This is a genomic window from Vibrio hyugaensis, from assembly GCF_002906655.1.
GTDB lineage: Bacteria > Pseudomonadota > Gammaproteobacteria > Enterobacterales > Vibrionaceae > Vibrio > Vibrio hyugaensis.
Genome location: NZ_CP025794.1, coordinates 1,514,237 through 1,540,506, shown reverse-complemented (window position 1 = coordinate 1,540,506; position 26,270 = coordinate 1,514,237). Strand labels below are relative to the sequence as shown.

The window sequence follows — 26,270 nt, the reverse complement described above, 5'->3', positions numbered from 1 at the left end:
GAATGACTTGTTCCACCAGCAAAGTCTCAACTTAATATAAGTAGTACCAAACATGGCAAAAGCACCAGCAAAGAAACCTGCAAAAGGTTTTGAAGAAACCCTTTGGGATACCGCCAACCAGCTGCGCGGCAGCGTTGAATCATCAGAATACAAGCACGTTGTATTAAGCCTTGTGTTCCTTAAATTCATTAGCGATAAATTCGAATCACGTCGCCAACAGATGATCGACGAAGGGCAAGAAGCTTTTGTTGAAATGAAAGAGTTTTACCAACAAGACAACATTTTCTACCTAGAAGAAGCTTCTCGTTGGTCATACGTGAAAAAGCACGCTAAGCAAGACAACATTGCAGTCATCATCGATACCGCTTTGTCTAATATTGAAAAAGCCAACCCAAGCTTAAAAGGTGCATTGCCAGACAACTACTTCTCTCGCCAAGACCTAGAAGTGAAAAAGCTTGCGTCACTGATCGATACCATCGAGAACATCGGCACGCTCGCCAATGAATGTGACATGAGCGAAGAAGATCTCGTCGGTCGAGTTTACGAATACTTCCTTGGTAAGTTTGCTGCAACCGAAGGTAAGGGAGGCGGTGAGTTTTATACGCCAAAGTCTGTCGTAACCCTACTTACAGAAATGCTAGAGCCATTCCAAGGCAAAATTTATGACCCTGCCTGTGGCTCGGGCGGTATGTTCGTTCAGTCTTTGAAGTTCGTTAAACAACATGAAGGCCGTACCAAAGACATCGCAATTTACGGTCAGGAACTGACGTCAACCACCTACAAGCTAGCCAAGATGAACTTAGCCATTCGCGGCTTATCAGGCAACTTGGGTGAGCGCCCAGCGGATACCTTCTTTGCAGACCAACACAAAGACCTTAAAGCCGATTACATTATGGCGAACCCACCGTTCAACATCAGCCAATGGCGTGATGAGAACGAGCTAACTAAAGATCCTCGCTTCTCTGGCTACCGCACACCGCCAACAGGTAACGCCAACTACGGTTGGATTCTGCACATGCTGTCTAAGTTAAGCGAAACAGGCACAGCAGGTTTTGTATTGGCAAACGGCTCAATGAGCTCAAACACTTCTGGTGAAGGTGAGATCCGCCAACAGCTTATCGAGAACGATGTGGTGGAATGTATGATCGCCTTACCGGGTCAGCTGTTCTACTCAACCCAAATCCCAGTTTGTATCTGGTTTATCACTAAGAACAAGCAAGCCAATACTTCGAAAGGCTACCGCCAGCGTGAAAAAGAGACGCTGTTTATTGATGCACGTGAAATGGGCACTATGACCAGCCGTGTACATAAAGAGCTGACCAAAGATGATATTGCTCTTATTGCGGATACTTACCACGCATGGCGCAGTGATGAAGTCGAGCTAAAAGCTCGTGTAGAGCGTGGCGACTGCAAAGTTGAACAATACCAAGACGTTGCTGGTTTTTGTAAGCAAGCGAATTTCGATGAGATCAAAGCTAATGACTTTGTACTTACTCCGGGGCGCTACGTGGGGGCTGCTGAAGTTGAAGATGATGGTATTCCGTTTGAAACCAAGATGCGTGAGCTATCCCAAACTCTATATAGCCAAATGAACCAAGCCGAAGCGCTAGATAAAGCAATTCGCAGTAACTTGGAGGCATTGGGTTATGGGGAGTGAGTGGAAAGAGTGTGAGCTTGGAGATGTATTAGAGCTCAAACGTGGCTACGATTTACCAAAGACGAAAAGAGAGGACGGTGTTGTTCCCGTTATTTCCTCCTCTGGAGAGTCTGGAGAACACAATGAATATAAAGTTTCTGCACCAGGTGTTGTAACTGGTCGATATGGAACTATTGGTCAAGTATTTTATGTTGAAGATAACTTTTGGCCTCTAAATACAACATTGTATGTAAGAGACTTTAAAGGTAATGACCCTCTATTTATCTATTATTTTTTGAAGACTATTCCATATAAAGATTATACCGACAAAGCTGCTGTTCCCGGAATCAACCGAAATCATCTTCATAAGGCGAAGGTGCGTGTTCCTGTATGCCCTAAGTATCAAAATAGGCTAGCAAGCCAATTGAGAGCATTTGATAAAAAGATTTCTCTAAACAACCAAATTAACCAAACCCTAGAGCAAATGGCGCAAACGTTGTTTAAATCTTGGTTTGTCGATTTTGACCCTGTGATTGATAACGCCCTTGATGCTGGCAGTTACATTCCAGAGGTATTTGAAGCCCGTGTTGAGCGCCGTAAAGCCGTGCGTGAAAGTGCGGATTTTAAGCCACTGCCTGATGATGTACGTCAGCTATTCCCAAGTGAATTTGAAGAGAGTGGGTTGGGTTGGGTGCCTAAGGGGTGGAGCGTAACAAGCGTTAGTGAAATATCTGACATTCTCAATGGATTTGCTTTTAAAAGTAAAGACTATGTGACGTCTGGAAATTTTGTTTTGAGAACTAAGAATTTTTCTGAAAACCAAGTTAAAAAGGCACATGATGACGTATTCCTACCGGATAAGTTTTTAGATAGTCATAGTAAGTATCTTTGTAAGCCCCTTGATTATCATTTGGTCATGGTTGGAGCTAGTGTTGGGAAATGTGCTTTGATTTTCGAGCATCATTTGCCAGCGTTGCGTAATCAAAACATGTGGTGTTTTCGGGCAAAGGATAAGAGCATTGCCTCCCAGAGTTTTATTAAGCACATGCTCGACAATTTGGTGTTAAAAAATCAAGGGTTAGCATCAGGAAGCGCCCGTGAGTTTTTCAGGAAAGGTGACTTCGGAAATCAGCAGGTTGTAATTGGATCTTCTGATATTCAAAGGCAATTTGAGATGAATGTACTACCAACCATAGAAAAAATGTCATTGATTGCTTCTGAGGTTGATGTGTTAACAAAACTCCGTGACACACTGCTTCCAAAGCTAATCTCGGGCGAATTGCGCCTTGATTCTCCGGAAGTTGAGCAAGCCAAAGCGCTAGTGGACTAACCCGTATCGTCATTCCGGAAAGTGAGGAACGAACTTATCCGGAATCTCGCTTTTAATGCGGTAATGCGAACGAAAAGCGAGATCTCAGATGCCTCGTCCCTCGGTTCTGAGATGACGGAAGTGGAAGGTTCTGAGATAACGAAGGGAATGAGCATCTGAAGTAGAGCAAGCCAAAGCATTGGTGAAGTAAAGGAAACGAGTATGAATAAACACCTCTCGACAGGCATTGAATGGCCTCAATTACCTGAGTTGATGTCCATGTGTGAAACCGCGACCTTACAAAAGGGGATACAGCTCGCCCGCAATGGTGCAGTGCGTAACGTCATTGTCGAAAAGCATACCGCCAATGCCATAGTAAGAGGCAGTTATGACTATCACGTTAGCCTTGATTGCTCCACGTCACTGTCAGCGACGTGTGATTGCCCTGCAGCTCAGTATCAAAACGTCTGTAAGCATGCCGTTGCGCTTGCCATGATTCTTCAAGACCAAGATCTTCTGGCTGATCAACAAAGTGAGCGGAAGATAATCAAAAAACATCTGCAAAGTCTCGGTGAAGAGGCCACGTTAGAGATGCTGCTTGATTACCTCGAAGAGGATGAATACGCATGGAATGCACTGCTCACAAAAATTGAAATACGTGAAAAGCCGGCCGTATACAGCGAATTAAAAAAACTCGTTACTCAAGCTCTTCCTCGCGAGGAGATCTGGGATTGGCGCGAAAGTTCCGCTTATTTCCATTCAGCACATGAACAACTCAGTATGATTGTTGAGTCGATGCAAAGCTTAGAAGCGGATCAACAATGGAAGCTCATCCAATATTTAGTGCAGCGCCTGAATAAAGTGCTTGAGTATATTGATGATTCGAGTGGTGATCGGCTTGATATTGAAGCGCTGATTAATACCCACATGCCTGCTATTTTGGCAAAACTGAATTGGAGCGAACAGGCGAAAGCAGAGTGGATGTTTGAACGCTTAACCCATTATGAGTTTGATGTGTTTCCCTCTATTGAAGAGCATTTTAAATCGCTTTGGCAAACCAACACCTGTTTCCTCAATTTATGCCGCCAAGCAATTGAACAAGCTTCACAGGATGAAAGTGGTTGGAACCTGCGATCATGGGCGATGCCACTGATTGAACAAAGTTCTGATTGGCGTGAAGTGGTGGCGATCAAGCAAAAAATTGCGCGAACGCACCGTGATTACCTTGAGGTTGTTGATATGTTTATTGATAACCACGAGCCGTTAGAAGCCGAATATTGGCTCGCAAAAGCAAGAAAGAACGCCAGTCAGTATGAGCTTAACGCCTGTGATGAGGCTCAGTTCCGCCTTTATGTAGAGCTGGGTGAAATCCATTCAGCGTGGATGTTAGCCAACCGAAAGTTAGAACAACTGCCAAGCTTTCAACGTTACCAACGCTTAGCGAAGTTTAAACAAAACTATCAAGTTGAGGATGATGAATTTCTTACTCGTGTTGAGCGCATCTTTAAGAAGGCTTATCAGCCACCAAGCCAATCTTTTTCGTTGTCTGATGTGATGGATGCCTTGGTGCTGTTCTATATGGATAACCATCAGTTAAGCGAAGCGTGTGACTGGGTGTCAACACGTAAAGTTTCGACCAATGTGTTGCTAAAGCTTGCTGATGCAGTGGTCGATAAAAAGCCCGATAACACGCTAAGTTACTATTTGCGAGTCGTTACTGTTTATATAGAACAAACCAATAATGACGCTTATACCTCTGCTATCGAATTGTTGAGAAAAGCCGAATCGCTGCTTGAGCCACACGATAAACAGAAAGCACAGTTTTATAGTGAAGTGGCAGAGCTAGCAAGCACCTATAAGCGCAAGCGTAATATGTTAAAGCTGTTCAAGCAGCACTATGCCGCCCATTTGTAACCTTTTGATGTAGGGAGCGCCTTAAACCATGAGCTTAAAATTTACTGAAGCCAAACTCGAACAAGCCATCATTGAGTTATTGGGCGAGCAAGGTTATCCGCATGTCGTTGGTGAGCAAATAGCCCGTGAAGATACAGAACAGGTGCTGCTTCTTGATGACTTACGCACTTACCTTACCAAGCAATATCAAGCGGACGACATTACCGAAGGTGAGATTGACCAAATCGTCCACCAGCTTAATCGCCTACCTGCTAGTGACTTATACGAAAGCAACAAGACGTTTTGTGATTGGCTTGCTAATGGTTTTCTACTTAAGCGTGAAGACCGCTCCAAGAAAGACCTCTATGTTGAGCTGATAGACACCAAACACTTGGCACAAGCACTGCGATTAATGTTTGTGCCTCTTCTGGAAGACAAAGCACAATCTGCTGAGCCAAAAGTCGCAGAAGATCGGCTCAGTTACTTCGAACCTGTAGACCAAAACATCTACAAAGTCGTAAATCAATTGAAGATTGAAAATGGTGATGAAGAACGTATCCCTGATGGCATTCTCTACATTAACGGTTTACCGCTAGTCCTGTTTGAATTCAAAAGCGCTGTACGTGAAGAGCAAGCGACCATCTATGATGCGTGGGAACAAATCCACATCCGCTATAAGCGTGCTATTCCTAAATTGTTTGTGTTTAACGCCCTGACGATTATTAGCGATGGCGTAAACAACAAAATGGGTAACGCCTTTGCCCCTTATGACTTCTACTACGCTTGGCGCAAGGTGACTGGCAACGAGTCCACTGAGAAACAAGGCATCAATTCGCTCTATACCATGATATCGGGTCTGTTTGATAAAACTCGATTGTTAGACGTGTTGAAAAACTTCATCTTCTTCCCTGATACCTCGAAGAAAGAAGTGAAAGTGTGTTGTCGTTATCCTCAGTACTACGCCGCTCGTAAGCTTTATTACAACATCGACAAAGAGCGTAAGCCATGGGGTAGCGGTAAAGGTGGTACTTATTTTGGGGCGACAGGTTGTGGTAAGAGCTACACCATGCAGTTTTTGTCTCGCTTGTTAATGAAGAGCGTTGATTTTGAAAGCCCAACCCTTGTTCTTATTACTGACCGTACCGACCTAGATGCTCAGCTCTCTGAACAGTTCTGCAATGCCAGTGATTATATCGGTGACGAGATGGTGGTTTCTGTCACGAGCCGACAAGACCTTCGTGACAAACTCCAAGGAATAAAAAGTGGTGGTGTGTTCCTCACTACCATCCACAAGTTCACTGAAGATATAGAAGTACTTTCTAACCGTACCAACATTATTTGTATCTCGGATGAGGCGCACCGCTCTCAAGTCAATCTCGATAAAAAGGTCACACTGCAATACAAAGATGGTGTCGCTGTTGATGTAAAAGAGAGCTACGGCTTTGCTAAGTATCTTCATGACTCATTGCCTAGTGCAACGTATGTCGGCTTCACAGGTACGCCAATTGATGCCACGTTAGATGTGTTCGGTAACCCTGTAGACAGCTACACAATGGCGGAGTCTGTGAATGATGAAATCACGGTACGCATTGTGTACGAGGGCAGAGCGGCAAAGGTTATTCTCGATAACAGTAAGCTGCAAGAAGTCGAGAAGTACTATGAGAAATGTGCTGAGGCAGGCGCTAGTGAGCATCAGATTGAAGAGAGCAAAAAAGCCTCTGCCAACATGAATGCCATCTTAGGTGATGAAGACCGCTTGGAAGCATTAGCCAAAGACTTTGTTGCCCATTATGAAGAGCGTGTCGCGGAGGGGTCGACAGTAAAAGGTAAGGCAATGTTTGTGTGTGCCAGCCGTGAAATTGCCTACGACTTTTACAAACAAGTGAAGCGACTTCGCCCTGAGTGGTTCGAAGTTAAAAAATGCCTAGAGGGTGAAACCTTAACTGAGCAAGAAGCTAAAGAGACCCTGCCTTTGGCAATGGTACAAATGGTGATGACTCGTGGCAGTAACGATGAAGATGAGCTTTACAAGTTACTCGGAACCAAAGATTACCGCAAGTCACTAGATGCTCAGTTTAAAACTCCGAAATCTAACTTTAAGATCGCGATAGTCGTGGATATGTGGCTAACGGGGTTTGATGTACCAGAGCTCGACACCATCTATATCGATAAACCACTACAAAAGCACAACTTGATTCAAACTATCTCACGTGTAAATCGTAAGTTTGAAGGCAAAGACAAAGGTTTGGTCGTTGACTATATCGGCATCAAGTCTCGAATGAACCAAGCACTTGCGATGTACTCAAAGGCCGATGAAAGCAACTTTGAGGATGTGCAACTCTCGGTAGTGGAGGTTAAGAATCACATCGACCTACTGGGTAAGATGTTCCATAACTTTGACCGTTCCGGATACTTTAGTGGCGAACCTAGATTGCAGCTTGAGTGCTTAAATCTTGCCGCAGAGTTTGTCTTGGTGAACAAGAAGAGTGAACACCGCTTCATGGGCTTAGTGAAGCGTTTAAAGGCGGCTTATGACGTATGTTGTGGTAGCGAGTCGCTTTCTAAGCAAGAACGTGACTTGATTCATTTCTACATTGCTGTTCGGTCAATCATTTACAAGCTGACCAAAGGTGATGCGCCAGACACGGCACAAATGAACAAGCATGTTCGCGAATTAGTGGCAGAAGCGTTACGTGCTGAAGGCGTAGAAGAAATTTTCACTATCGGTGAAGAGCAAGCTGAGTCTATCGATATCTTCGATGACGAGTACATGGAACGTGTTCTAAAGCTTAAACTGCCTCATACCAAAATCCAGTTGCTCCAAAAGCTGCTAGGCAAAGCCATTAGTGACTTTAAAAAGGTAAACCAGCTCAAAGGTGTCGACTTCTCCAAGCGCTTACAATCGCTGGTGGACCAATACAACGAGCGCCGTGAAGGTAACGAACTACGAGGTGAGGAGTTCGAGCCATTCGTGGATGAGATGTTTGAAGGGATCATCAAAGAGATGACTTCTCTAATGAGCGAGATGGTGACTGAACTCTCCTCGTTCGTAGACCTTGGCATCGACATGGAAGAGAAAGCTTTCCTCGATATCTTGGAGCACATGCGCACCAAGTATGAATTTGAATACGAAGACGACAAGATGCTAGAGCTTGCCAAAGAGATGAAAGTGATTGTCGATGACGTTGCCCAGTACCCAGATTGGGCGGGGCGGGATGATATCAAAGCCAAGCTTAAGGTAGACCTGATTCTGCTTCTGCACAGGTTCGGCTTCCCGCCAATCGCAAATGATGATGTTTATAAAGGCGTGCTAGAGCAGGCTGAGAATTATAAGAAGAATAGTTAAAAGGAAGTCCGTTTGGCTAAAAAGATTGAAGTAGTGGCAGCCGTTATTCAACATGAAGGTATAACTTTATGTGTTCAACGTGGCCCCTCGAAACTGGCTTATATTCATGAAAAGTTTGAGTTCCCAGGAGGTAAGGTCGAGGTAGGTGAGTCTCGTGAATGTGCGATAAAAAGGGAGTTGAAGGAAGAACTGCATTTAAGTGTTGAGCATGTCGATTATTTTATGACGGTTGAGCATACTTACCCTGATTTTCACATCACTATGCACGCGTATCTATGCCCGGTAGAGAATAGAAAGATTGTACTTACTGAACACATTGATGCTCAGTGGTTAAATCGCGAAGAACTGCCTTCTCTAGATTGGGCTGAAGCTGATGTTCCTATCGTTGAAAAGCTTCTTAGAAACTGAGAGGGCACTTCAATGACACATTGTTATGCCGATAAGATTGGTGCCTTTCTTCAAGTGCAAGAAGAGCAATGGTTAACTCAAATGAGCTCTGAGTTTGAGAGTAATTTCCCAGGTTTAGAGCTTGGAGATCTTCAAAAGCGAGCTTGGGCCGATTGCTTTAAACACCTTCAAGTAGAGCTGTCCAAGTGTACTCTTTCTGACGGTTATATAATCTTTGAATATGTCCTGCCTATGGAAGGAGGGCGTCGGCCAGATGTCCTGTTGCTTATCGAGAACAAGCTGTTCATTTTAGAATTTAAAATGAAAGATGGTTACCAACGGGCCGATTATGATCAGTTGTGTGGTTACTATCGAGATATCTGTAATTATCATCATGAAAGTGCAAAGTTAGATGTGATTGCCGGTTTGGTTTTAACTCAATCCACCAGTAAGCTAGCTGAAATCGAAAGCGATATTTCTATTCTATCTAGCGATAAGTTGAGAGCTTTCTTAGATAAGCATCTAACCGGGGCTCCAACCTGTACTGAATTGAAATCATGGCTTGAATCCGCGTATGTACCGTTACCAAACCTAGTTGATGCGGCGGTCGAAATATTTAATGACAACCCAATAGACGAGCTGAAAAGTGCCAAAAGTGCAGGAATATATGACGCGCTGAATGAGCTAGACAAGGTTACTGAGTGGGTCGAAGGCGCGGGGAATCGAAATAAAGCCAATGTACTAACCCTGGTAACTGGTGTTCCTGGTGCTGGTAAGACATTACTAGGCCTTGAGTTTGTTCATCGAAACAAAACAGGCCAGTTTCTATCTGGGAACGGCCCTTTAGTCGATGTATTGCAGCACGCTCTAAAAAATAAAACGTTTGTTCGCGCCTTAAAGGACTTCAAACGCCAATATATGAAACAAGGTAGTAAGCCCCACACGAATTTGATTGTTTTTGATGAAGCTCAGAGGATGTGGGATGAACAGAAAAACAAAAATTACCAGATGTCTGAGCCTTCTTGCATTATTCATATTGCCGATAAAGACCCTAAACCTTGTCACTATGTTGCCCTGATAGGGGAAGGACAAGAAATACATACCGGTGAAGAAGTTGGTATCTCTTTATGGTGTGATGCACTCAAAGAGAGCTGTAAACCTTGGTTAATCTTTTGCCCGCCAACGCTGAAGCATCATTTTAATTTCTTAAGCAGTGAGAGAGTTAGAATGAACCCATTGCTTAATCTTGATCAATCTTTACGTTCTCACAGTGCAAATTTATACCCTAACTGGGTTGATGGAGTATTAAGAGGGCAGTCCGATGATGATTTAGCAAAGCAGGCTATTAAAAATGGATTCAATATCTATGTGACGAGAGATTTGGAAAAAGCTAAAAGGTATTGCCGAACTAGGTACCAAGGCACTGCCAAGAAGTATGGGTTACTAAGTTCTTCCAGTAATACTAAGTACACTGAAGAATCTGTTGGTCCATGGTTTCATGATGATGTGAGTGCTCCAAAATCGTGTTGTCGATTTGAGCGGACCATTGATGAATTTAAGTGCCAAGGTTTAGAGCTTGATATGCCGATTCTTGTTTGGGCTGATGATTTTCTTTTTGATGGGAAAGGATGGCAACTTCACAAATCGAAGCGAAATGTAAGAGATCCCTATCAAATAAAGCTTAATAGTTATCGCGTTTTGATGACTAGGGGTAGAGATGGAGTGATTTTATTCTTCCCTCAAGAGTCGCTATTTGATGAAACTTATGCCTTTTTTGAAAGTGCAGGCGGACAAGAGCTTTAAAGGCACTAATCGTTCAATCAAAACTACAGTTGTTTTTATCAGAGCCTGTTAGGACAGGACAAAGCAAGAAAAATAGTAAGGAAAGAGGCTAGGTATGGACGTTTCAAAGCGATCAATTGAGGATGCAGTAGCTCAGTTGAAGCAAGATAGTTATTACGAAAAAGGACTTTCATCACTTTGTTGAAATTGAGGGCAATTTGTATCCAGCAAAAAGACTCTACAGTGTGGTTTTTGATGTTCACCACAGTAAGTGTCACACCTCTGACGCTGAGAGGTTTTTTGAAAAGCATGGATATAAACTGGTCAACAAAGACCCACTACAAGCTATCCCTAGTATTTGGAAAGTTTCCCATGGCTTCAACGAAATATCTGAAAGCGTATCTCAGTGGCTAGACGAAAATAACTACCTAGCTGTACATAGCGAAACGGCTAAAAGCCAGGGCAGTCGGTTTATCAAGGAAGTCAAAGTTGGTGATATCGTAAGCCTTTCTCGCAGCGGTTATTTAAAGGCCTTGGTTCGAGTCAGTGGAGAGGCTTTGTTCGATGATGAATCTCCTTTAGATAGTGGTTGGGCGTTTCGAAAGTATGAGTTAGTCCGCTCTTTGCCTGAGTTACAAAAGTACTCCGGTCCAAGTAAAGGTTGGGCACCAAACTACAACAGTACTCTTGCAAAGGTATATCAGCAAAAACAAGACTTAAACCTATTCGAAGAGAGCATCCTCCAACCATACTACTCGATGACTTTGGATGAACTGAGAGTTAAGCATGCTAGTGAGAAGGAAAGCCAAATGAGCCAGGAATTTAGTAATCACAAAATCAATTCTCCGCTTAACCAAATTTTGTATGGACCACCAGGGACAGGCAAAACCTACCACACTATTGAAGCGGCGGTTCAAGCTGCAGAACCAGGGTTTTACGCCAACCTTAATATTAGCGAACAAGCTGGTGGCGCATCAGAAGAACAGCGAACAAAGTTGGTGGAAAAATACAAAGAGCTCACAAGAACTGGTCAAATTCGCTTTGTTACTTTTCATCAAAGCTATGGCTATGAAGAGTTTGTTGAAGGGTTAAAAGCAAATTCTGAGGGTGGTGATATCTCTTATGACGTCGAGAAAGGGGTGTTCCGGGAAATCTGCAAGGAAGCAGAAAAACACAGTACTGAAAAAGCAGCATCACAAGGCCACAACTTTGAGGTATGTTGGCAAGCTTTCGCAGCAAAGCTAGCAGAAGTAGACAGTCTTGAAATTAACATGTCACAAACCTCTTTTCATGTTGTTGATTTCAATGAAAAGCGCATTTTCTTTGAGAAAAGTAACGGTAAGAAAGATCACACTCTTAGCATCAATACGCTAAAGCAGATCTTTGAAGGCTCAAGGGAATACTCAACAGGTCTTGGTGTTTACTATAACCCACTGGTTCGTTACTTAAAGGGGCTAGTGGATATCGAGCAACAGCCTGCGATAAAACGCCAAAACTATGTGTTAGTTATCGATGAGATCAATCGAGGTAATATCTCAAAAATTTTTGGTGAACTGATTACTTTGATTGAACCTTCTAAGCGCAAAGGTGCACAGGAGCCGCTAGAAGTCACCTTACCTTATTCTGGTGATACTTTCTCAGTGCCAGATAATCTATACATCATCGGTACAATGAATACTGCAGACCGCTCTCTGGCAATGATGGACACTGCTTTACGTCGTCGCTTTGATTTTAAAGAAATGATGCCAAAACCAAGCTTGTTCCGTGACCACCAGCTTGTTCAAGGTGGGTGTAGCATTAATTTCGAGAGCATGCTCAGCGCCCTGAATTCCCGTATTGAAGTTCTCTATGATCGTGAACACATGCTTGGCCATGCGTTCTTGTTCCCTGCATATGACTTGGTAAAGCAAGGCAAAAACGATGAAGCTTTTGTAGCTCTTCGAGATGCATTTAAGAATAAGATAATCCCTCTTCTTGAAGAGTACTTTTTCGAAGATTGGAATAAGATCCGCCTAGTGTTGGGGGATAGTTTGAAAGGAAATGAGCAGAAGAATCTTCATTTCCTAAGGAAGATAGAGCAATCGTACGCCAGCTTGTTCGGCTCTGAGCATGACTTAGACCTATACGATGATATGAAAGTCACTTATGCCCTTAGACCTTTTGAGAAGGGCTCTGTATGGGATGAACCTGAGGCTTATGTTGGTATGTATTCAAACAACAAAGAGTAGTCACCGTGAAAGCTAAGAACGAGATTATCCTTTTTGAATACGATTGTTTGGTTGGTGAGAGAGAGCTTGGAGGTAAGCGCGTACCTTCAAGCATCCACGTTGTAGCTGACAGAGCTTATCAATATCTCAAGCAGCTTTGTCTAAGTGAAGAGAGTGAGCGCAACCTTTTACAACTGCGTCGCCGCTGTGGGTTAGAGGTTCTTCAAGTTCAAAATTACGCTGGGGTAATTTTTACTCCAGATAGGACTCAAATAGAAGTGTTACCAAAACTTGGTAAGAGCTTTAAGGAGGATGGTGATGGGCGCTTAAACGCGCATGAAAAAGCTCGTCAGTCATTGCTTATCATGTTGAAGAGCTTGAAAGGCTTTGCGCATGTACAGACCTCAAACGCTAATATTGATAAGCAAAAAATGCCACTGCTAGAGGTGTTTATTAGTCAGTTTCTACAGTCTGTAAATGACTTGGTTAAACGGGGGCTTCGTAGTGATTATATTCGAAGGGAGGATAATTTAAGTTATCTGAAAGGGAAGCTCAACATTGGTAAGCAACTAAGGCATAACGCAGTAAATAAGCATCATTTTTACTGTGAGTATGATGAGTTTCAGCTAGACCGCCCTGCAAACCGACTTATTCACGCTGCGCTAAAGAAAGCTAAAAGTCTCAGTCGAAGTGCCAATAACCAAAAGCTTCTGCAAGAACTAGAGTTTGTATTTCACGAGGTACCAGAGAGCTATGATCACAAGCTGGACTTCGCCAAATTAAACCTTAATCGGGGAATGATCTATTACCAAGCCTCATTAGATTGGTGCAAGCTGATCCTTGAGGGGTTCTCGCCACAAACTATGAAAGGTAGTAACCATGCAGCTTCGCTCTTATTTCCTATGGAGAAAGTCTTCGAAGATTATGTAGCAAAGCATTTAAAGTCAAAGCTTACCTCAAGCCACCCTTTGCTAGATGTCATTACTCAAGCTAAAGGTCGGTTCCTTGCGAGTTATGACGGGATGAACAAATTTAGCCTACGTCCTGACTTACTTATTACTGAAGGTAAGCAGAACCGGATGGTATTGGATACGAAGTGGAAACTCTTGGATGTATCTCTCACCAATGCCAACGTCTCGCAGTCTGATGTTTATCAGTTATTTGCTTACGCCAAGAAGTATTTGCCCGGAGAAAGAGGTGACGTTGTGTTGGTGTATCCTTCGCAAGATAACTTCGATCAACCTCTTCCTCATTCTTTTGACCTTGGGGAACAGCATAAACTGTGGGTTGTTCCTTTTGTGATTGGAAGACCAGGAGAAGCAAAGTTTGTTGTTCCTGACGAGTTGGAACTGCTTCGTAGCAAATAGCTATTAGTAATAGGAAGAGGTGAGTAATGAGAAGACGACGTCCACACCCAGAAGATATGTACCAACATTATAAGGAGTTAGCTAATCGGCCATTCAAGCTCCGAGTTCCTTATGTGTCGGTTAGTGATTCCACAGCTTGGCGAGTTTCTATTCTTTTTATTTTACTCCCTCTCATACCGGTTTGGGGGCCAGCCCAACTGTGCTCCTGGTTTCTAAAGAAAAAAAGAATGACCAAGTTAATGCATGAGGAATCATCAAGGATGCGACGTTATAAAGTCGGACGAGTTTATAGTAATTAAAGGAATTACTTGTGTTAGAAAAACAGGCTCCAATAAAAACTGAACTTGAAGAGCTAGAGTCTGCAATTGTAAGAGCCAGCCTAGACATTACAAAGGACAGGCCTTTTAAGTTTGTCCATGGTCCGCAGAATTATTTCTTACCTTCCATGCAAGATGCTTGTGAGTTATTAGGTGTAAAGCACAATGCGACTACTATGCTGGATAGGTTGGAAGAGGCTGGAGTTAAACGTCCGAACATATCCTCAAGTGCCCTTCATGAAATAGGGCGAAATGGTGTTGGGAAGTCAGTATTCAAAAGGTTCATGAGCGTTTTTACGCAGCCAATAGCGGCATCTCTGATGAGCCCAATGCTTCGCTTTCTTTTGGGTAAGGATGAGGAGCTTGAGAGGGCTAGTAGGGTTAGTATTAACGCCCTTCAATGGTTGAGCTTTTCAAAATCTCTAAACGCTCAAGCATCTAATAACTTTCGTTGTCTAAGCTCATTTATTGTCGAGCGGAGTAATAAACAAGTTGAATTGTTGGAACGTGTCAAAGCAGCTTCGGCTGGTGGAAATAGTAACAAAAGCCTCAGTTCACCTTGGGGCTCTTGGGTTACCCCCCTTTATGCAGAACATTCACTGATCAATGAAGAAGTATTGAACTTCATCGGTGACCTAGTAAAAGAAGAGCTAGATACAAGTCAGTTGGACAAGCATCAAACCTCTGTGTTGGTTCGTTGTATGTTCGATATTGAATATGAATTTTATCTCAATTTGCTAGCTTCTTATGAGGTTGACTATGTTGTTTCCCATGGAGAGGAGCCAAAGACTGACAAGAGGTGGTTGATATCGAAAGTACTAAAAAGGTACACGCATAAGGATAATTCTCATACATCGACTCGATGCCTTGTGGAAGTCTTACTTGAGTGGTTTAAGGAACATGACATTGATTTTACTTTCACGGATTTAGCCTCTTGTGTTCCTTACCAAGTCTCGGAAGGTACTACCGATGAAGCAGATGTGTTAATCGCTCAAAAGAATAAGCTATATAAATGGTTAAGAAGCATTGATTTACCGTCCCATAATGCGTTGAATGACTTTCTCCAGGTCATTGCAGCTAAAACAGGAACAACAATCGATTATGGGTTAGGGGATGTATTTTCGAGCGTATTTGCGATTGATAGAGCTCTAATGGTTAAGAGCTCATTAGTGAATAAAGAGTTTGGCGACGAAGTTGATGTGTTTTCTATCTGGAAGCAATGTTTCGGTGCTTACAGTGAATACTACAAGTTCCACTGCGAACGTTATGAAGGAATTGTAGATAACTCTTTGTGATCGTCGTACTCTGATCTTGTGGAGCTATTAAGCTCGCGGAGGTTTTGTTCTGTGAAGTCGATTTGCCTAGAGTAAAGAGACATAAACTTAGATAGAGACTTGTTTTGGTAACTCGTCAGCTTAGAGTTGTCTTTGCATGGTGATAAGAATATACAACCTTTGTTTATGTCTTCAGTGCTAAGCCTTAACTCTCTGTATTTTTCAAAGTAATACTCAGTGTCATTTTCATTGTCGCCGAACAGCTCTTCGTCAGGTACCCCTTTTAACCTCAAAGCCTTTGCCATCGTATTCCTGTTGTAAATTGCAGCTCTATAGGCGACGTATTCTTTTACTTCTTCAGTTGTTGAGAGCACTAAAGGTCTTCCATCAAATGACCCTGAAAGCTTAGTCTGAGGGGCTTGGGCAAGCCCATTTTTTGTAAAAAAACAGCTGAACGTTGATGCTATCGTGGTTACTAGCTTCATTATTGAATGATCAAGGTAACTCTTGCTGGTATTCAAGATAAAAGAAACTTCATCTGAAGCGATGAGCACACCTAAAAAGATCTGCTGCGCGTTGGATGGGGTTTTTCTTCTCATTACGTAGTATGTATCTTGAGCTGCTTTTAACATTACTTTTTGAAATAGCTTGTTTTCGAGATGGTCTTTTAGACATCTCTTACTCAAGCCAATACCATCTAGCCGAATAACCAGGTACGTGTCTTCCGGGACAGAGCTCATCTTTGCTGAGCGTTGTTCGATAGCTTTGAATTTAGCGTGCTTATCACATAAGGTTGTTATTTCAGAAGCAATACACATTTTCTCTTCCTTGTTCTTAATAGGGGAGGAGGAAGTTACCTCGCCCCCCAGAGTTTTATTCACCGTCTTCTAACTGCTCTTGCCAGTCGTCAGGTCTTTCTTCTCCTCCTCGGCTTTGCCAGTACGCATCGTGTTCTGGATCTAGCTGTCGGGAGTAATTATCCCAATCATGTTTTTCCATTGTGTATTTCCGTTTTAATGTTCGGGCTTATGATGACAAATAGAGCTACACGCTGAGAAGAGGGGGAAATTTCCAAAATTACAAAGATTCAGAAAAGAGGGCATTGCTTGATGAAGACTGCATCAAGCAATGGGAATGTGAATGCTCGGAGGTAGACTAAATGACTTTGAATTGTTTGGTGCCGGTAACCGAAAGGTTGTCCTGAGCTGCTTCAGCAATATGTTTGCTCCACCAGCTCATCATAGGTCTGCGCCGTTCTCGAAAGTCTTAATGGTTGTAAGCACTGCGAACTTGGTTTTTATCGACATGAGCTAACGCCATTTCAATTAAATCAGATTCAAAACCTTGCTCATTCAAGGTAGCGCTCGCCAATGATCTTAAGCCATGACTAACGAGTCTATTTGCAAATCCCATTCGTTTCAGCGCCATGTTTGCCGTTTGACTATTACAGTGCTTTTTCGGGTCTCTATCTGAGGGAAATAGGTATTCCCGATGACCAGTAATTGGTTTTAAGTTCCCGAGAATAGAGATGGTTTCGTCGGTGAGTGGAATCCTGTGTTCTCTGTTCTTCTTCATCCTTTCTGGTGGAATTGTCCATACGCTGCTCTAAATCGCTCTCTTCCCACTTTGCTCTCGCAGCTTTAGCTGGGCGTGACATTGTATGAAGTTGCCACTCAATCAATGAACGGGTAACTTTTTTATTGAAGCACTGGCAAGCGTCAGCATTAGTTCAGGTAGCTCTTCAGGTGTTAGTGCTGCCATACGCTGCTTCTTCGGCTTTTTGAATGCTTCTTTAATGCCTGCAAGAGGGTTTGAGAAGACTAGACCACAGTTAACGGCATAAACCATTACTTCATTGATTCGTTGAGCGAGTCTCTTAACGGTTTCAAGGTTTCCTCTAGCTTCAATCGGTCTCAAAGCCATTATTACATCAGGAGCGGTTAAATCTTTTATTGGCGTGTCTTGGAATTTAGGGAAGAGGTATTTTTAAAAGATCGCCAAATATCGACTGCGTAATCATCGGTTATGGAGTCTTTCTTTAGCTCGAACCACTGAGAAGTAACATTGAGAAAAGTATGCCCGGAAATACTTTGCTTCTGACGTCGCTTTTCGTCGCGGTGTTCTTTAGGGCTGATACTTAACTCAATGAGTTCTTGTACTTCCATGGTGAGCTTTCTGGCTTTTGCTAAAGCGATCACAGGATAAGAGCCTAGAGAAAGGTTAGTACGTTTTTCGGTGATAGGGTCTTTGTAGTTTACCAACTAGCGCTTTTATCCATTTGGTGAAATGCTAAGGCGTAAACCATTTACATCAATGAGCAGGTACTCTTTAAGTTTCGGCTTAGCCGCTTTGATTTCTTTGTTGCTTAGATATGATGCCTTTCTTGCCATAATTGGTACACAGAATTGGTTGCTGTGTACACAGTGTATTAATTTGTGTACCTAAAACACAAAGTAACCCTCGGAAGCGTTCAGATGTCTATGGAGTGTAAGTTATTGATTTTACTGAATTGGGGGCAATAAAAAAGACGCCCTAGGACGTCTTTAATATGATAATTGGTGGAGCTGGCGGGAGTTGAACCCGCGTCCGAAAACCTTTCATCATTGGTACTACATGCTTAGTCGATCTTTAAATTCACCATCCACCTGCGAACCGACACGCTAGTAAATGACTATCCTGAATTATAATTCGTCGTTCATCTCTCAGGCGGGAGAATCCGGACTAGCGCGTTTGGGTTTGATCCCTCGTTGGTCCCCGTCTTACGTGCGGAAGCTAGGGCGAGAGAGCTCTGAGCAGGTTATTAAGCTGCTAGTGCGTAGTTTTCGTCGTTTGCGACTATTTTTTTGCGGTTTGTTAACGAGGCCTACCGCACCTCGGCATGCACCTCAGACTTCTGAATTCCCGTCGAATCCTAAATCAGCCCCAGAGGTAATATCGGCATAGTAACAGAAAAGCCTTGGCTGTCCAGTACTATGCGTCTAAGTGGTCAAGTTTAACGCAGTGAACTCTTCATCACGCGTGCTTTTTCACGAGCCCAATCTTTTTCTTTCAGATCGGTACGCTTGTCGTGAAGTTTTTTACCTTTCGCAACACCGATCTTGATCTTCACCCAAGAGCGAGACCAGTACAGCGACAATGCTGCTAGTGTCATACCTTCACGGTTAATGCGGCCAAGAAGGTTGTCGAGTTCACGACGACTCATCAATAGTTTGCGCACACGTGTAGGGTTTGCGACAACGTGAGTTGATGCTTGATTAAGAGGAGTGATGGTCATTCCGCTCACAAAAGCCTCTCCGTCACGCATGAAAACATAGCTTTCGGCGATATTGGCTTTTCCTTGGCGAAGGGCTTTCACTTCCCAGCCTTGAAGCTCTAAGCCAGCTTCAATTTCATCGTCAATGAAGTATTCGTGGCGAGCTTTTTTATTCAGCGCGATAGTGTTGCTACCCGCTTTTTGCTTTGATTTTTTCTTTACCATAATGGGCTCATTATACGGGTTGGATATACGTTAGGAAATCCTTTTATTTGCGCTATCGTGGAATAAAAGTAAAATTGGCACAAGCCTTAAAACATGTACGCGTATCGATAGGAGTGTGTATGAAGCAAATCAGCCGTTCTGCTTTGGTGTCTTTTAGTGCAGAGCAGATGTTCGATCTGGTCAATGATGTTTCGAAGTATCCTGAGTTTCTACCTGGTTGTTCAGGTTCACGAATCATTGAGTCTTCGGGCGAGGGTATGGTGGCTTCTGTCGATGTTGCGAAAGCGGGTATCAGCAAAACGTTCACAACTTCAAATGAACTCATCCCAGGTCAGGCTATTATGATGAACTTGGTGGATGGTCCCTTTAAGACGCTCCGTGGTGGTTGGATCTTCACTGCGTTGGATGAGCAAGCGTGTAAAGTAGAACTGAAGCTTGAGTTTGAGTTTTCGAGCAAAATGATCGAAATGGCTTTCGGCAAAATATTTAATGAGCTAACCAGTAATATGGTGAACGCTTTTACTAAACGTGCGAAACAGGTGTACGAGTGTTATGAGTATTGAGTCGGACATGATTCACGTTGAGGTGGTGTATGCGCTTCCTCAAGAACAACGTGTGTTTAATCTAGTTGTGAACAAACAAGCGACAGTTGAAGAGATCATTCGTCAATCTGGTGTTCTGGAACTGTACCCTGAAGTTGATTTGAAAAAGAATAAAGTCGGCGTATACAGCCGTAATGTTCGTTTAGATGCGACTATCCGTGATAAAGATCGTATCGAGATATATCGACCGTTATTGGCCGATCCAAAAGAAATTCGCCGTAAACGTGCAGAGCAAGCAAAAGCAGCTAAATAACGCTTATGGACAGCTGAAAAACCTCCCAAATGGCTGTCTCTTATACACAAATCCCCAAGCTACAAGCTTGGGGATTTGTGTATAAGAGACAGCCAGCGAGGAGGCTTTGAGAATTCTGTGAAAATAAAGATGGGTTACTGAATCTTCTCGTAAAAGGCATCACTTTTCGGGTAGTCGCCAGTCAGATCGGCTAACGTACCTTGATCATTGAATTGAACAACCAGATCTTTTTGCACAGATTCACCGTGCCCAGGAGTGTGATGGTAAATGTAGTACCAAGTATTTGGATAGCCATTTTCAACCAACATAGGCGAACCAAGAACGTAGCGAACTTGTGCTTTAGTCATCCCAAACTTTAATTTATCAACCGCACTTTGTTCTACATAGTTGCCTTGGTTGATATCAATACGATAAACCAGTTTTTCCAATACCGAACATCCTGTCAGCAAAGTCATTGCTAATGGTACGGCAACTAACCACTTCTTTAATTGCATAATAATTTCTTAGTAACCTTTAAAATACTGCGCTGATAATAAACAAGCTCGACGCAGATGTAAAAAGCTATGCGTCGTATGGTAGAAAATCTGACAACGAATTTTGAGTTGAGTTGCATTTATTCGCTGATATTAGACGATAACTGGCGGAACATGACTCATCAAGCATGTTGTGTGCTTTTTATGATATGGGATTTACGAGAATGTCCGCAATATTTCGCGAGGGCGACCACTGTTGGTCGTGCGTTGCATTATTGCGGGAGGGAAAATGCTTGGAGCGTTTCACCTTCAAACCGATAATATTCTTTTTCAACAAGGTGTGCTGCACCGATGGAGCGGTAAAATTGACCAGCGATAGGGTTGGTGTTTTCTGCTGTCCAATCAAGTCTTTGGCAACCTGAGGTAACCGCTAGGGTTGCTAAATGTTTCATTAGTTGAATACCAACGCCTTTTCCTCTCGCGATTGAAGAAACGAAGAGATCCTTCATGTACATTTGGCCGGAAAGTTTAGGGGCAGGGTACATCACTGTGTAAGACGCAAAACCAATAATAGAGTCGTGCTCATAAGCTGCGATGATTTTGATACTAGAATGCTCAGAGAAGACTTGGTGCTTTAGATAGTGCGTCAATTCATTCTCTGATGCGGCGTCCTCTTTGAAGTAATAGCACTCTAACTCAATAAAAAGAGGGACGAGCTCTAAACAGTTTTCTTTGCTGATGGCTTTGATATCCATTTCTCATCCCTTGTTGAATGGTTAAGCCGCGATGAGTAATTCTTTTGCGTTGGCTAATGTTGAGTCGGTAATTTGGCTTCCGCCCAATAAACGAGCGAGTTCTGCCACACGTTGTTGTTCATCTAGGGCATGTATTTTGGTTTCGGTTTGCCCACTCTTGGTGTGTTTAGCAACAAACATTTGTTGATGACCACAGCCAGCAACTTGCGGTAAGTGGGTTACACACATCACTTGAGTCGATTCGCCTAACTTGCGCAGCATCTTACCGACAACCGCAGCCGTTGGGCCGCTGATACCGACATCCACTTCATCGAAGATCAAGCTTGGCGTATCCACTTTTTGTGCGGTGATAACTTGTATTGCTAGCGAGATACGTGATAGCTCACCACCTGATGCGACTTTAGCGATAGGTTGTAATGGCTGACCTGGGTTGGTTGAGACCAAGAAACACACACTGTCCATACCCAATGGAGATGGGTGGAGGTTTTCATTGTTTACCTCGATGCTGAATACCGCTTTCTCCATGCTCAATTCGTGCATGCTTTGCGTGATAAGTTTGTTCAGCTCTTTTGCGTAACGGCTACGTGACTTGTGCAGCTTCTCTGCTTGAGTTAAGAAGCTTTGGTATTTCTGTTCTACTTCTTGAGCGAGTTCATCCAGACGCTCGTCAGAGCAATCTAATGCTTCGATTTGTGCAAGAAGATCTTGGTGATGTTGGTATAGCTCATCGGGCATAACATGGTGTTTGCGAGCCATCGACATCACTTTAGAAAAACGTTCTTCGACATAAGCTATGCGACCGGGATCGACATCAATGCCATCTAGGTAGCTGCGAAGTTCGTTTTTGGTTTCTTCTAGCTGGATCATTGCCTCTGCCAGCATGTTTGGCAATTCAGCTAACTTCTCATCCAATTCGGCTAACTGGATTAGGGAGTGATTGGCCGATTGCAAAATACCAAGCGCATTGACTTCTTCACCTTCGTAAATAAGTTCGAGGGCTTGCTGACAGGTAGTGGCGAGTTCACCACTATTGGACAGTCGTTTGTGCTCTTGCTCGAGCTCTGCGAATTCTTCTTCACCTAGCGATAACTCATTCAGTTCTTTAATTTGGTATTCAAGCAACTGTTTTTGGGCCTGATTTTGCTGGCTGTTCTCTTTTAGTTGCTTAAGGTTGTTGTCTGCTTGACGCCAATGCTGGTAAGCACTGCGTGTGCTTTTTAGTAGGTTTAAATGTCCAGCATATTGGTCCAGCATGGCCATTTGATGCTCGCTCTTCATCAACTGATGATGCGCGTGCTGTCCATGGATGTTGATCAATAACTGCCCAAGAGATTTGAGTTGTGAAAGAGGGACTGGGCTGCCATTGATAAAGGCTCGAGAACGGCCTTCTTTCGTGATGATGCGACGCAAGATACATTCGCTGCCATCCAGCAGGTCGTTATCTTCTAGCCAACGCGTTGCGTGTAGATTGTTGTCCAGTAAAAAGGCGGCGCTGACTTCTGTTTTCTCTTCGCCTTGTCGTACCATGCCTGCATCGGCACGCCCGCCTAAACAAAGACCTAATGCGTCAATTGCAATAGATTTACCTGCACCTGTTTCACCAGTGATGGTGGTCATGCCCTTTGAAAGCTCGAGCTGTAAAGACTTAACAATCGCAAAATTATTAACACTTAGATGAGCCAGCATTTTTATTTACCTGTATAACTGAACAATACTGTATAAGAAAACAGTATATACTGTTTCTTTATACAGTAAAGGTGGCTGCTGGATTTTTTGTAGGAAGAAGGTATTTTTTGTGATGGTGAAGAGAAAAATAGGCCGAGCAAATGCAACGACCTATTAAAATTGAACAAGTTACGGTCGAGTTGGGTTAATTGTGAGCGGCTCAAACGTTGCCACAGTATTAACCCCTGCTCCAGGATGGTCGACATAGGAAGTGTCTTGCATCAGGGTGTAATACACATCGATAAAATCGTCATCGTTAGTGAGTGCGCCATCCGGAATCGCATCGATAATTTTGTTGGTGATCTGAGGAATAATGGCATAGGCCTGAACTTCGGGATCTGGAATTGCCTTCAGGACTTCTTCTGCAACCTGAACAAGCAGTTTGGCTAACTGTTTGTAATCGGTGCCGTCATCTTGCTCCATTAAGACGATATCCGCCGCCCCCCAACGGTAACGAGACCAGTGAATGATGATTTGGTTGGGTAAGTAGGTGGTGTTGTCGTAATCCAAATAAGGTAGCTCGACGAGATCCAAAGTGGGTTCATCACGCGTAGGGTTTACACCTGTGACAATGGCGTAGATTTCAGCTTTTCCTGAAATCCAAGGCTCTTGGTCATTGGCAAGACGAATCTTCTTCAAAACCGTAGTTTGAATTGGTTGAGGTGTACTTTCTGCGTGGGAGAAAAGAGATTTTTGAGCCTTTGCGATGTCAGTCATATAGGGTTGGACCATGGTTGCTTGCCCAAGCTTGCTCATTTCTGCCTGCATAGCCTGTAGCCCAGCTTTTAGCTCTGCAGAGCTGTTGCTGTCGACAACCAATACAGGCACGTCTGGAAGTTGATAGACATCGAGTTGGTGGACTTGGCCATAAACATCGTAAGCTTCGATGTATTGCCACTGCTCATCATCCCCTGTTGGTTCGAAAGCAAAGAGTGGGTCGACGGTCCCTTCTTGCCACACGCCGAGCATTTCTTCATTTGCAAGTCGAACTTCAAGCAATTGATCGGAGTATTCAGAGATGCCTTTCCACGCTCGAATTTGTGTATCGGCTTGTATGAGTTGTTGGCTAAATGCTGATAAAGGTTTCTGTTCGGCGAACGAGGAAAGGGGGACATTAATGTGTTCGGCAGTGATGTCTTTGCGCAGCATGGGTTCTATGTTGGCATAACTTTCGCTGAGTTGCAGAGCCAGTGTCCGCTTGGTATTCGAGATGTCCTCGGCTTTTGCGTTTGATATATCGGTAACCTTTGCATCCTCAGATTGACAGCCAGCAAGCGCTAACGTACTGAGAACGGACAATATCATTGTTTTTTTCATAATGTGCCCTTTGAGATAATAAGTATGAATTAGAGTTTATATTCTATTCATGCTGAGAATATCATCAGTCGGACACCTTTCAATTTGAGCTCAGAATTTTGTATAGAATTTACCCACAAGATCAGGTTTTATAAAATTAAATTTAACAAGGAATTAATCTGTGTCGCCTTGGGTGGGCGATGAAATTGGAGTTAATGAGAGCATAAAAAAAAGGTTGATGCCTTCACATCAACCTTTCTTGTTAAAACAATTTGCTTGACCAACCGAGCTTGTTTCTTAGCACGTGGTAGTAGCTGTAGTCTTTCGGGTGGATCAGTTTAAGTACATTCGGGCTTTGATAAATATGAACTTCATCGCCTGGAGAAACCGGTAGTGAGACTTGTCCATCACAACTGACTTCTTGCGTACCGCGGTTTTCCGGTGACACGATCAATTTAATGCGTCGTTTTCCATCAACCACCAAAGGACGGCTTGAAAGAGTGTGAGGAAACATCGGTACCAAAGAGATAGCATTCAAGCTTGGTGACAAGATAGGACCACCACCGGAAAGGGAATAAGCGGTTGAACCTGTTGGAGTTGAAACGATTAAACCGTCGGCGCGCAGCGAAAACGCAAAGCTATCATCAATGTAAACTTCAAACTCGATCATATGTGCGACTTGACCAGGGTGAAGCACTGCTTCGTTTAGGGCGGCATTGTGGCTTTTAATTTGGCCATGACGATGCACTTCGGCCTCAAGTAAAAATCGCTCTTCTTCAATATATTCGCCATTCAGAACGGCTTTCAATGCCGTTTTGAAATCATCGGGGTTAAGGTCCGTTAGGAAACCAAGGTTACCTCGGTTCACACCGATCACTGCGACATCAAAGCGAGATAAAATGCGAGCTGCGCCTAACATGTTGCCATCGCCTCCAACGACAATAGCAAGATCGGCGTTTTTACCAAGTTCCACTAGGCTGGCAAATTGATTTTGTGGAATATCGTCTAAAATTGCAGCAAGGCGGTCATCGATAAACACTTGGTAACCTTCAGAGGTTAACCATTGGTAAAGCTCTCTATGAGTTTGAATAGCCTGCTGATCTCGAGGTTTTCCGATAATCGCGATCACGTTACATGGGTTTTTCATAGCATTTCCGCATTAAAGAGGCTTGAATCAGGAATCTTCATCCCCATAATAATGGCAAGTTACCTAAATATGCGAATTTTAATGTGGTTAGAGCCCGCAAAACGTGCGTGAGCTTTGAGGACATTATGTTGATTCTGGAGATATCATGAGCAACGAAGAAAACAAAGTTACTGAAGCCGAGCTTGATCAGATCATCGAAGAGGCTGAGAAAGTAGAGGCAGCAGCTCAAGAAGCAGAAGCGGAACTTGAAGACATTGGTGATGAAAAAGACGCTAAGATTGCTCAACTAGAAGCAGCACTTCTATCAAGTGAAACGAAAGTGAAAGATCAGCAAGATGCCGTTCTACGTTCTAAAGCAGAAGTAGAAAACATGCGTCGTCGTACAGAGCAAGAAATCGATAAAGCGCGTAAATACGCTTTGAACAAGTTTGCTGAAGAGCTTCTTCCTGTTATCGACAACCTAGAGCGTGCCATCCAAGCTGCTGATGCTGAGCATGAAATGGTTAAGCCAATTCTTGAAGGTGTTGAGTTAACGCATAAGACGTTTGTAGACGCAGTATCGAAATTTGGTTTGAAAGAGATCAATCCAGAAGGTGAAGCTTTCAACCCTGAATTCCATCAAGCGATGTCTATTCAAGAAAGCCCTGACCATGAGTCAAATACCGTTATGTTCGTAATGCAAAAAGGTTACGAGCTAAACGGTCGTGTGGTACGTCCTGCAATGGTTATGGTTGCAAAATAATTCAGTAACTTACTGATATATATTTATTTAAATGCCTACTGACTCTCAGTGGGCATTTTTGTTTCAAACATTGTCATTCTCATATTCACTCCTCTGAATATGAGCCAAATTTCGAAATTTGATCCTCTTCAAACTTTTTCCTATTGGGAAATAATTTTCCTATAGGAGATATCCTCTCTTTATCTTGCTTACTTATGGGATGCTGTGTCTATAAGTACCTGTTATGACTTGTATTCAAAATTAAATTCTGAATATCAATCTAGAACTGGTGATTTACTTTT

At 43.2% G+C, this 26,270-nt stretch carries 20 protein-coding genes, 1 other RNA gene and 1 pseudogene; 12 read left to right on the top strand and 10 right to left on the bottom strand.

Annotated features, from left to right (window positions below):
* Window positions 1-52: 52 nt before the first annotated feature.
* The 9 genes from C1S74_RS07725 (at window position 53) to C1S74_RS07685 (ending at window position 15,539) form a co-directional block, all read left to right on the top strand.
* Window positions 53-1,657 carry a type I restriction-modification system subunit M gene (locus C1S74_RS07725; RefSeq protein WP_045400105.1) on the top strand — a complete coding sequence of 535 codons (1,605 nt, stop codon included), beginning with the start codon at window positions 53-55 and terminating at the stop codon, window positions 1,655-1,657.
* Window positions 1,647-2,966, top strand: a complete 1,320-nt coding sequence (locus tag C1S74_RS07720; protein ID WP_045400107.1) for a restriction endonuclease subunit S — start codon at window positions 1,647-1,649, stop codon at window positions 2,964-2,966. Before C1S74_RS07725 ends, C1S74_RS07720 begins: the two co-directional genes overlap by 11 nt.
* Before the next feature lie 201 nt (window positions 2,967-3,167).
* On the top strand, window positions 3,168-4,859 hold the full coding sequence (locus tag C1S74_RS07715; RefSeq protein ID WP_045400110.1) for an SWIM zinc finger family protein: 1,692 nt from the start codon (window positions 3,168-3,170) through the stop codon (window positions 4,857-4,859).
* Between the two features lie 28 nt (window positions 4,860-4,887).
* On the top strand, window positions 4,888-8,184 hold the full coding sequence (locus tag C1S74_RS07710; RefSeq protein ID WP_045400113.1) for a type I restriction endonuclease subunit R: 3,297 nt from the start codon (window positions 4,888-4,890) through the stop codon (window positions 8,182-8,184).
* 12 nt (window positions 8,185-8,196) lie between these two features.
* Window positions 8,197-8,592, top strand: a complete 396-nt coding sequence (locus C1S74_RS07705) for a (deoxy)nucleoside triphosphate pyrophosphohydrolase (protein ID WP_045400116.1) — start codon at window positions 8,197-8,199, stop codon at window positions 8,590-8,592.
* Window positions 8,593-8,604: 12 nt separating this feature from the next.
* Window positions 8,605-10,374, top strand: a complete 1,770-nt coding sequence (locus C1S74_RS07700; RefSeq protein ID WP_045400119.1) for a DNA/RNA helicase domain-containing protein — start codon at window positions 8,605-8,607, stop codon at window positions 10,372-10,374.
* Window positions 10,375-10,571: 197 nt separating this feature from the next.
* Window positions 10,572-12,581, top strand: a complete 2,010-nt coding sequence (locus C1S74_RS26860) for an McrB family protein (protein ID WP_156145319.1) — start codon at window positions 10,572-10,574, stop codon at window positions 12,579-12,581.
* A gap of 5 nt (window positions 12,582-12,586) precedes the next feature.
* Entirely contained in the window at window positions 12,587-13,927 is a 1,341-nt protein-coding gene (locus tag C1S74_RS07690; protein ID WP_045400121.1) for an McrC family protein, read from the top strand.
* A gap of 310 nt (window positions 13,928-14,237) precedes the next feature.
* Complete coding sequence (locus C1S74_RS07685) at window positions 14,238-15,539, top strand: hypothetical protein (protein WP_045400124.1); 1,302 nt, start codon at window positions 14,238-14,240, stop codon at window positions 15,537-15,539.
* Here the strand turns inward: C1S74_RS07685 and C1S74_RS07680 are convergent.
* From C1S74_RS07680 to smpB, 5 genes and pseudogenes are all read right to left on the bottom strand, one after another.
* A complete protein-coding gene (locus C1S74_RS07680) occupies window positions 15,509-16,336 on the bottom strand; it encodes a tRNA(His) guanylyltransferase Thg1 family protein (protein ID WP_045400126.1) in 828 nt (275 codons plus the stop codon). The two genes, C1S74_RS07685 and C1S74_RS07680, sit on opposite strands and share 31 nt — an antisense overlap.
* Before the next feature lie 55 nt (window positions 16,337-16,391).
* Entirely contained in the window at window positions 16,392-16,517 is a 126-nt protein-coding gene (locus tag C1S74_RS26970) for a hypothetical protein (RefSeq protein WP_269419989.1), read from the bottom strand.
* 156 nt (window positions 16,518-16,673) lie between these two features.
* A pseudogene (locus C1S74_RS07675) lies at window positions 16,674-17,779 on the bottom strand (tyrosine-type recombinase/integrase).
* A 295-nt stretch (window positions 17,780-18,074) separates the two neighbouring features.
* Window positions 18,075-18,442, bottom strand: a transfer-messenger RNA (tmRNA) gene (gene ssrA, locus C1S74_RS07670).
* A gap of 68 nt (window positions 18,443-18,510) precedes the next feature.
* Complete coding sequence (gene smpB, locus C1S74_RS07665; RefSeq protein WP_005440253.1) at window positions 18,511-18,996, bottom strand: SsrA-binding protein SmpB; 486 nt, start codon at window positions 18,994-18,996, stop codon at window positions 18,511-18,513.
* Window positions 18,997-19,115: 119 nt separating this feature from the next.
* Here smpB and C1S74_RS07660 point away from each other — a divergent pair, with 119 nt between their 5' ends.
* Window positions 19,116-19,559 (top strand): SRPBCC family protein, encoded by a 444-nt coding sequence (locus C1S74_RS07660; RefSeq protein WP_005424743.1) that lies wholly within the window; start codon window positions 19,116-19,118, stop codon window positions 19,557-19,559.
* On the top strand, window positions 19,549-19,851 hold the full coding sequence (locus C1S74_RS07655) for an RnfH family protein (protein WP_038868778.1): 303 nt from the start codon (window positions 19,549-19,551) through the stop codon (window positions 19,849-19,851). Before C1S74_RS07660 ends, C1S74_RS07655 begins: the two co-directional genes overlap by 11 nt.
* Window positions 19,852-19,985: 134 nt before the next feature.
* On the opposite strand, the gene bamE is transcribed toward C1S74_RS07655, so the two are convergent.
* From bamE to nadK, 5 genes are all read right to left on the bottom strand, one after another.
* A complete protein-coding gene (gene bamE, locus C1S74_RS07650; RefSeq protein ID WP_045400128.1) occupies window positions 19,986-20,345 on the bottom strand; it encodes an outer membrane protein assembly factor BamE in 360 nt (119 codons plus the stop codon).
* A gap of 251 nt (window positions 20,346-20,596) precedes the next feature.
* Window positions 20,597-21,079 (bottom strand): GNAT family N-acetyltransferase, encoded by a 483-nt coding sequence (locus C1S74_RS07645; protein ID WP_045400131.1) that lies wholly within the window; start codon window positions 21,077-21,079, stop codon window positions 20,597-20,599.
* Window positions 21,080-21,100: 21 nt separating this feature from the next.
* On the bottom strand, window positions 21,101-22,765 hold the full coding sequence (gene recN / locus C1S74_RS07640; RefSeq protein WP_045400133.1) for a DNA repair protein RecN: 1,665 nt from the start codon (window positions 22,763-22,765) through the stop codon (window positions 21,101-21,103).
* A 168-nt stretch (window positions 22,766-22,933) separates the two neighbouring features.
* On the bottom strand, window positions 22,934-24,121 hold the full coding sequence (locus tag C1S74_RS07635) for a DUF3103 domain-containing protein (protein WP_045400135.1): 1,188 nt from the start codon (window positions 24,119-24,121) through the stop codon (window positions 22,934-22,936).
* A gap of 241 nt (window positions 24,122-24,362) precedes the next feature.
* Window positions 24,363-25,247 (bottom strand): NAD(+) kinase, encoded by an 885-nt coding sequence (nadK, locus tag C1S74_RS07630; RefSeq protein WP_038868771.1) that lies wholly within the window; start codon window positions 25,245-25,247, stop codon window positions 24,363-24,365.
* A 145-nt stretch (window positions 25,248-25,392) separates the two neighbouring features.
* Here nadK and grpE point away from each other — a divergent pair, with 145 nt between their 5' ends.
* Window positions 25,393-25,989, top strand: a complete 597-nt coding sequence (gene grpE / locus C1S74_RS07625) for a nucleotide exchange factor GrpE (protein WP_045400137.1) — start codon at window positions 25,393-25,395, stop codon at window positions 25,987-25,989.
* Window positions 25,990-26,270: the final 281 nt, after the last annotated feature.

Excerpts from the sequence above, each read along its gene's own strand:
- C1S74_RS07725 (WP_045400105.1), top strand. The coding sequence starts at position 53 with ATGGCAAAAGCACCAGCAAAGAAACCTGCAAAAGGTTTTGAAGAAACC.
- C1S74_RS07720 (WP_045400107.1), top strand. The coding sequence starts at position 1,647 with ATGGGGAGTGAGTGGAAAGAGTGTGAGCTTGGAGATGTATTAGAGCTC.
- C1S74_RS07715 (WP_045400110.1), top strand. The coding sequence starts at position 3,168 with ATGAATAAACACCTCTCGACAGGCATTGAATGGCCTCAATTACCTGAG.
- C1S74_RS07710 (WP_045400113.1), top strand. The coding sequence starts at position 4,888 with ATGAGCTTAAAATTTACTGAAGCCAAACTCGAACAAGCCATCATTGAG.
- C1S74_RS07700 (WP_045400119.1), top strand. The coding sequence starts at position 8,605 with ATGACACATTGTTATGCCGATAAGATTGGTGCCTTTCTTCAAGTGCAA.
- C1S74_RS07680 (WP_045400126.1), bottom strand. The coding sequence starts at position 16,336 with ATGTGTATTGCTTCTGAAATAACAACCTTATGTGATAAGCACGCTAAA.
- C1S74_RS26970 (WP_269419989.1), bottom strand. The coding sequence starts at position 16,517 with ATGGAAAAACATGATTGGGATAATTACTCCCGACAGCTAGATCCAGAA.
- smpB (WP_005440253.1), bottom strand. The coding sequence starts at position 18,996 with ATGGTAAAGAAAAAATCAAAGCAAAAAGCGGGTAGCAACACTATCGCG.
- C1S74_RS07660 (WP_005424743.1), top strand. The coding sequence starts at position 19,116 with ATGAAGCAAATCAGCCGTTCTGCTTTGGTGTCTTTTAGTGCAGAGCAG.
- C1S74_RS07655 (WP_038868778.1), top strand. The coding sequence starts at position 19,549 with ATGAGTATTGAGTCGGACATGATTCACGTTGAGGTGGTGTATGCGCTT.
- bamE (WP_045400128.1), bottom strand. The coding sequence starts at position 20,345 with ATGCAATTAAAGAAGTGGTTAGTTGCCGTACCATTAGCAATGACTTTG.
- C1S74_RS07645 (WP_045400131.1), bottom strand. The coding sequence starts at position 21,079 with ATGGATATCAAAGCCATCAGCAAAGAAAACTGTTTAGAGCTCGTCCCT.
- recN (WP_045400133.1), bottom strand. The coding sequence starts at position 22,765 with ATGCTGGCTCATCTAAGTGTTAATAATTTTGCGATTGTTAAGTCTTTA.
- C1S74_RS07635 (WP_045400135.1), bottom strand. The coding sequence starts at position 24,121 with ATGAAAAAAACAATGATATTGTCCGTTCTCAGTACGTTAGCGCTTGCT.
- nadK (WP_038868771.1), bottom strand. The coding sequence starts at position 25,247 with ATGAAAAACCCATGTAACGTGATCGCGATTATCGGAAAACCTCGAGAT.
- grpE (WP_045400137.1), top strand. The coding sequence starts at position 25,393 with ATGAGCAACGAAGAAAACAAAGTTACTGAAGCCGAGCTTGATCAGATC.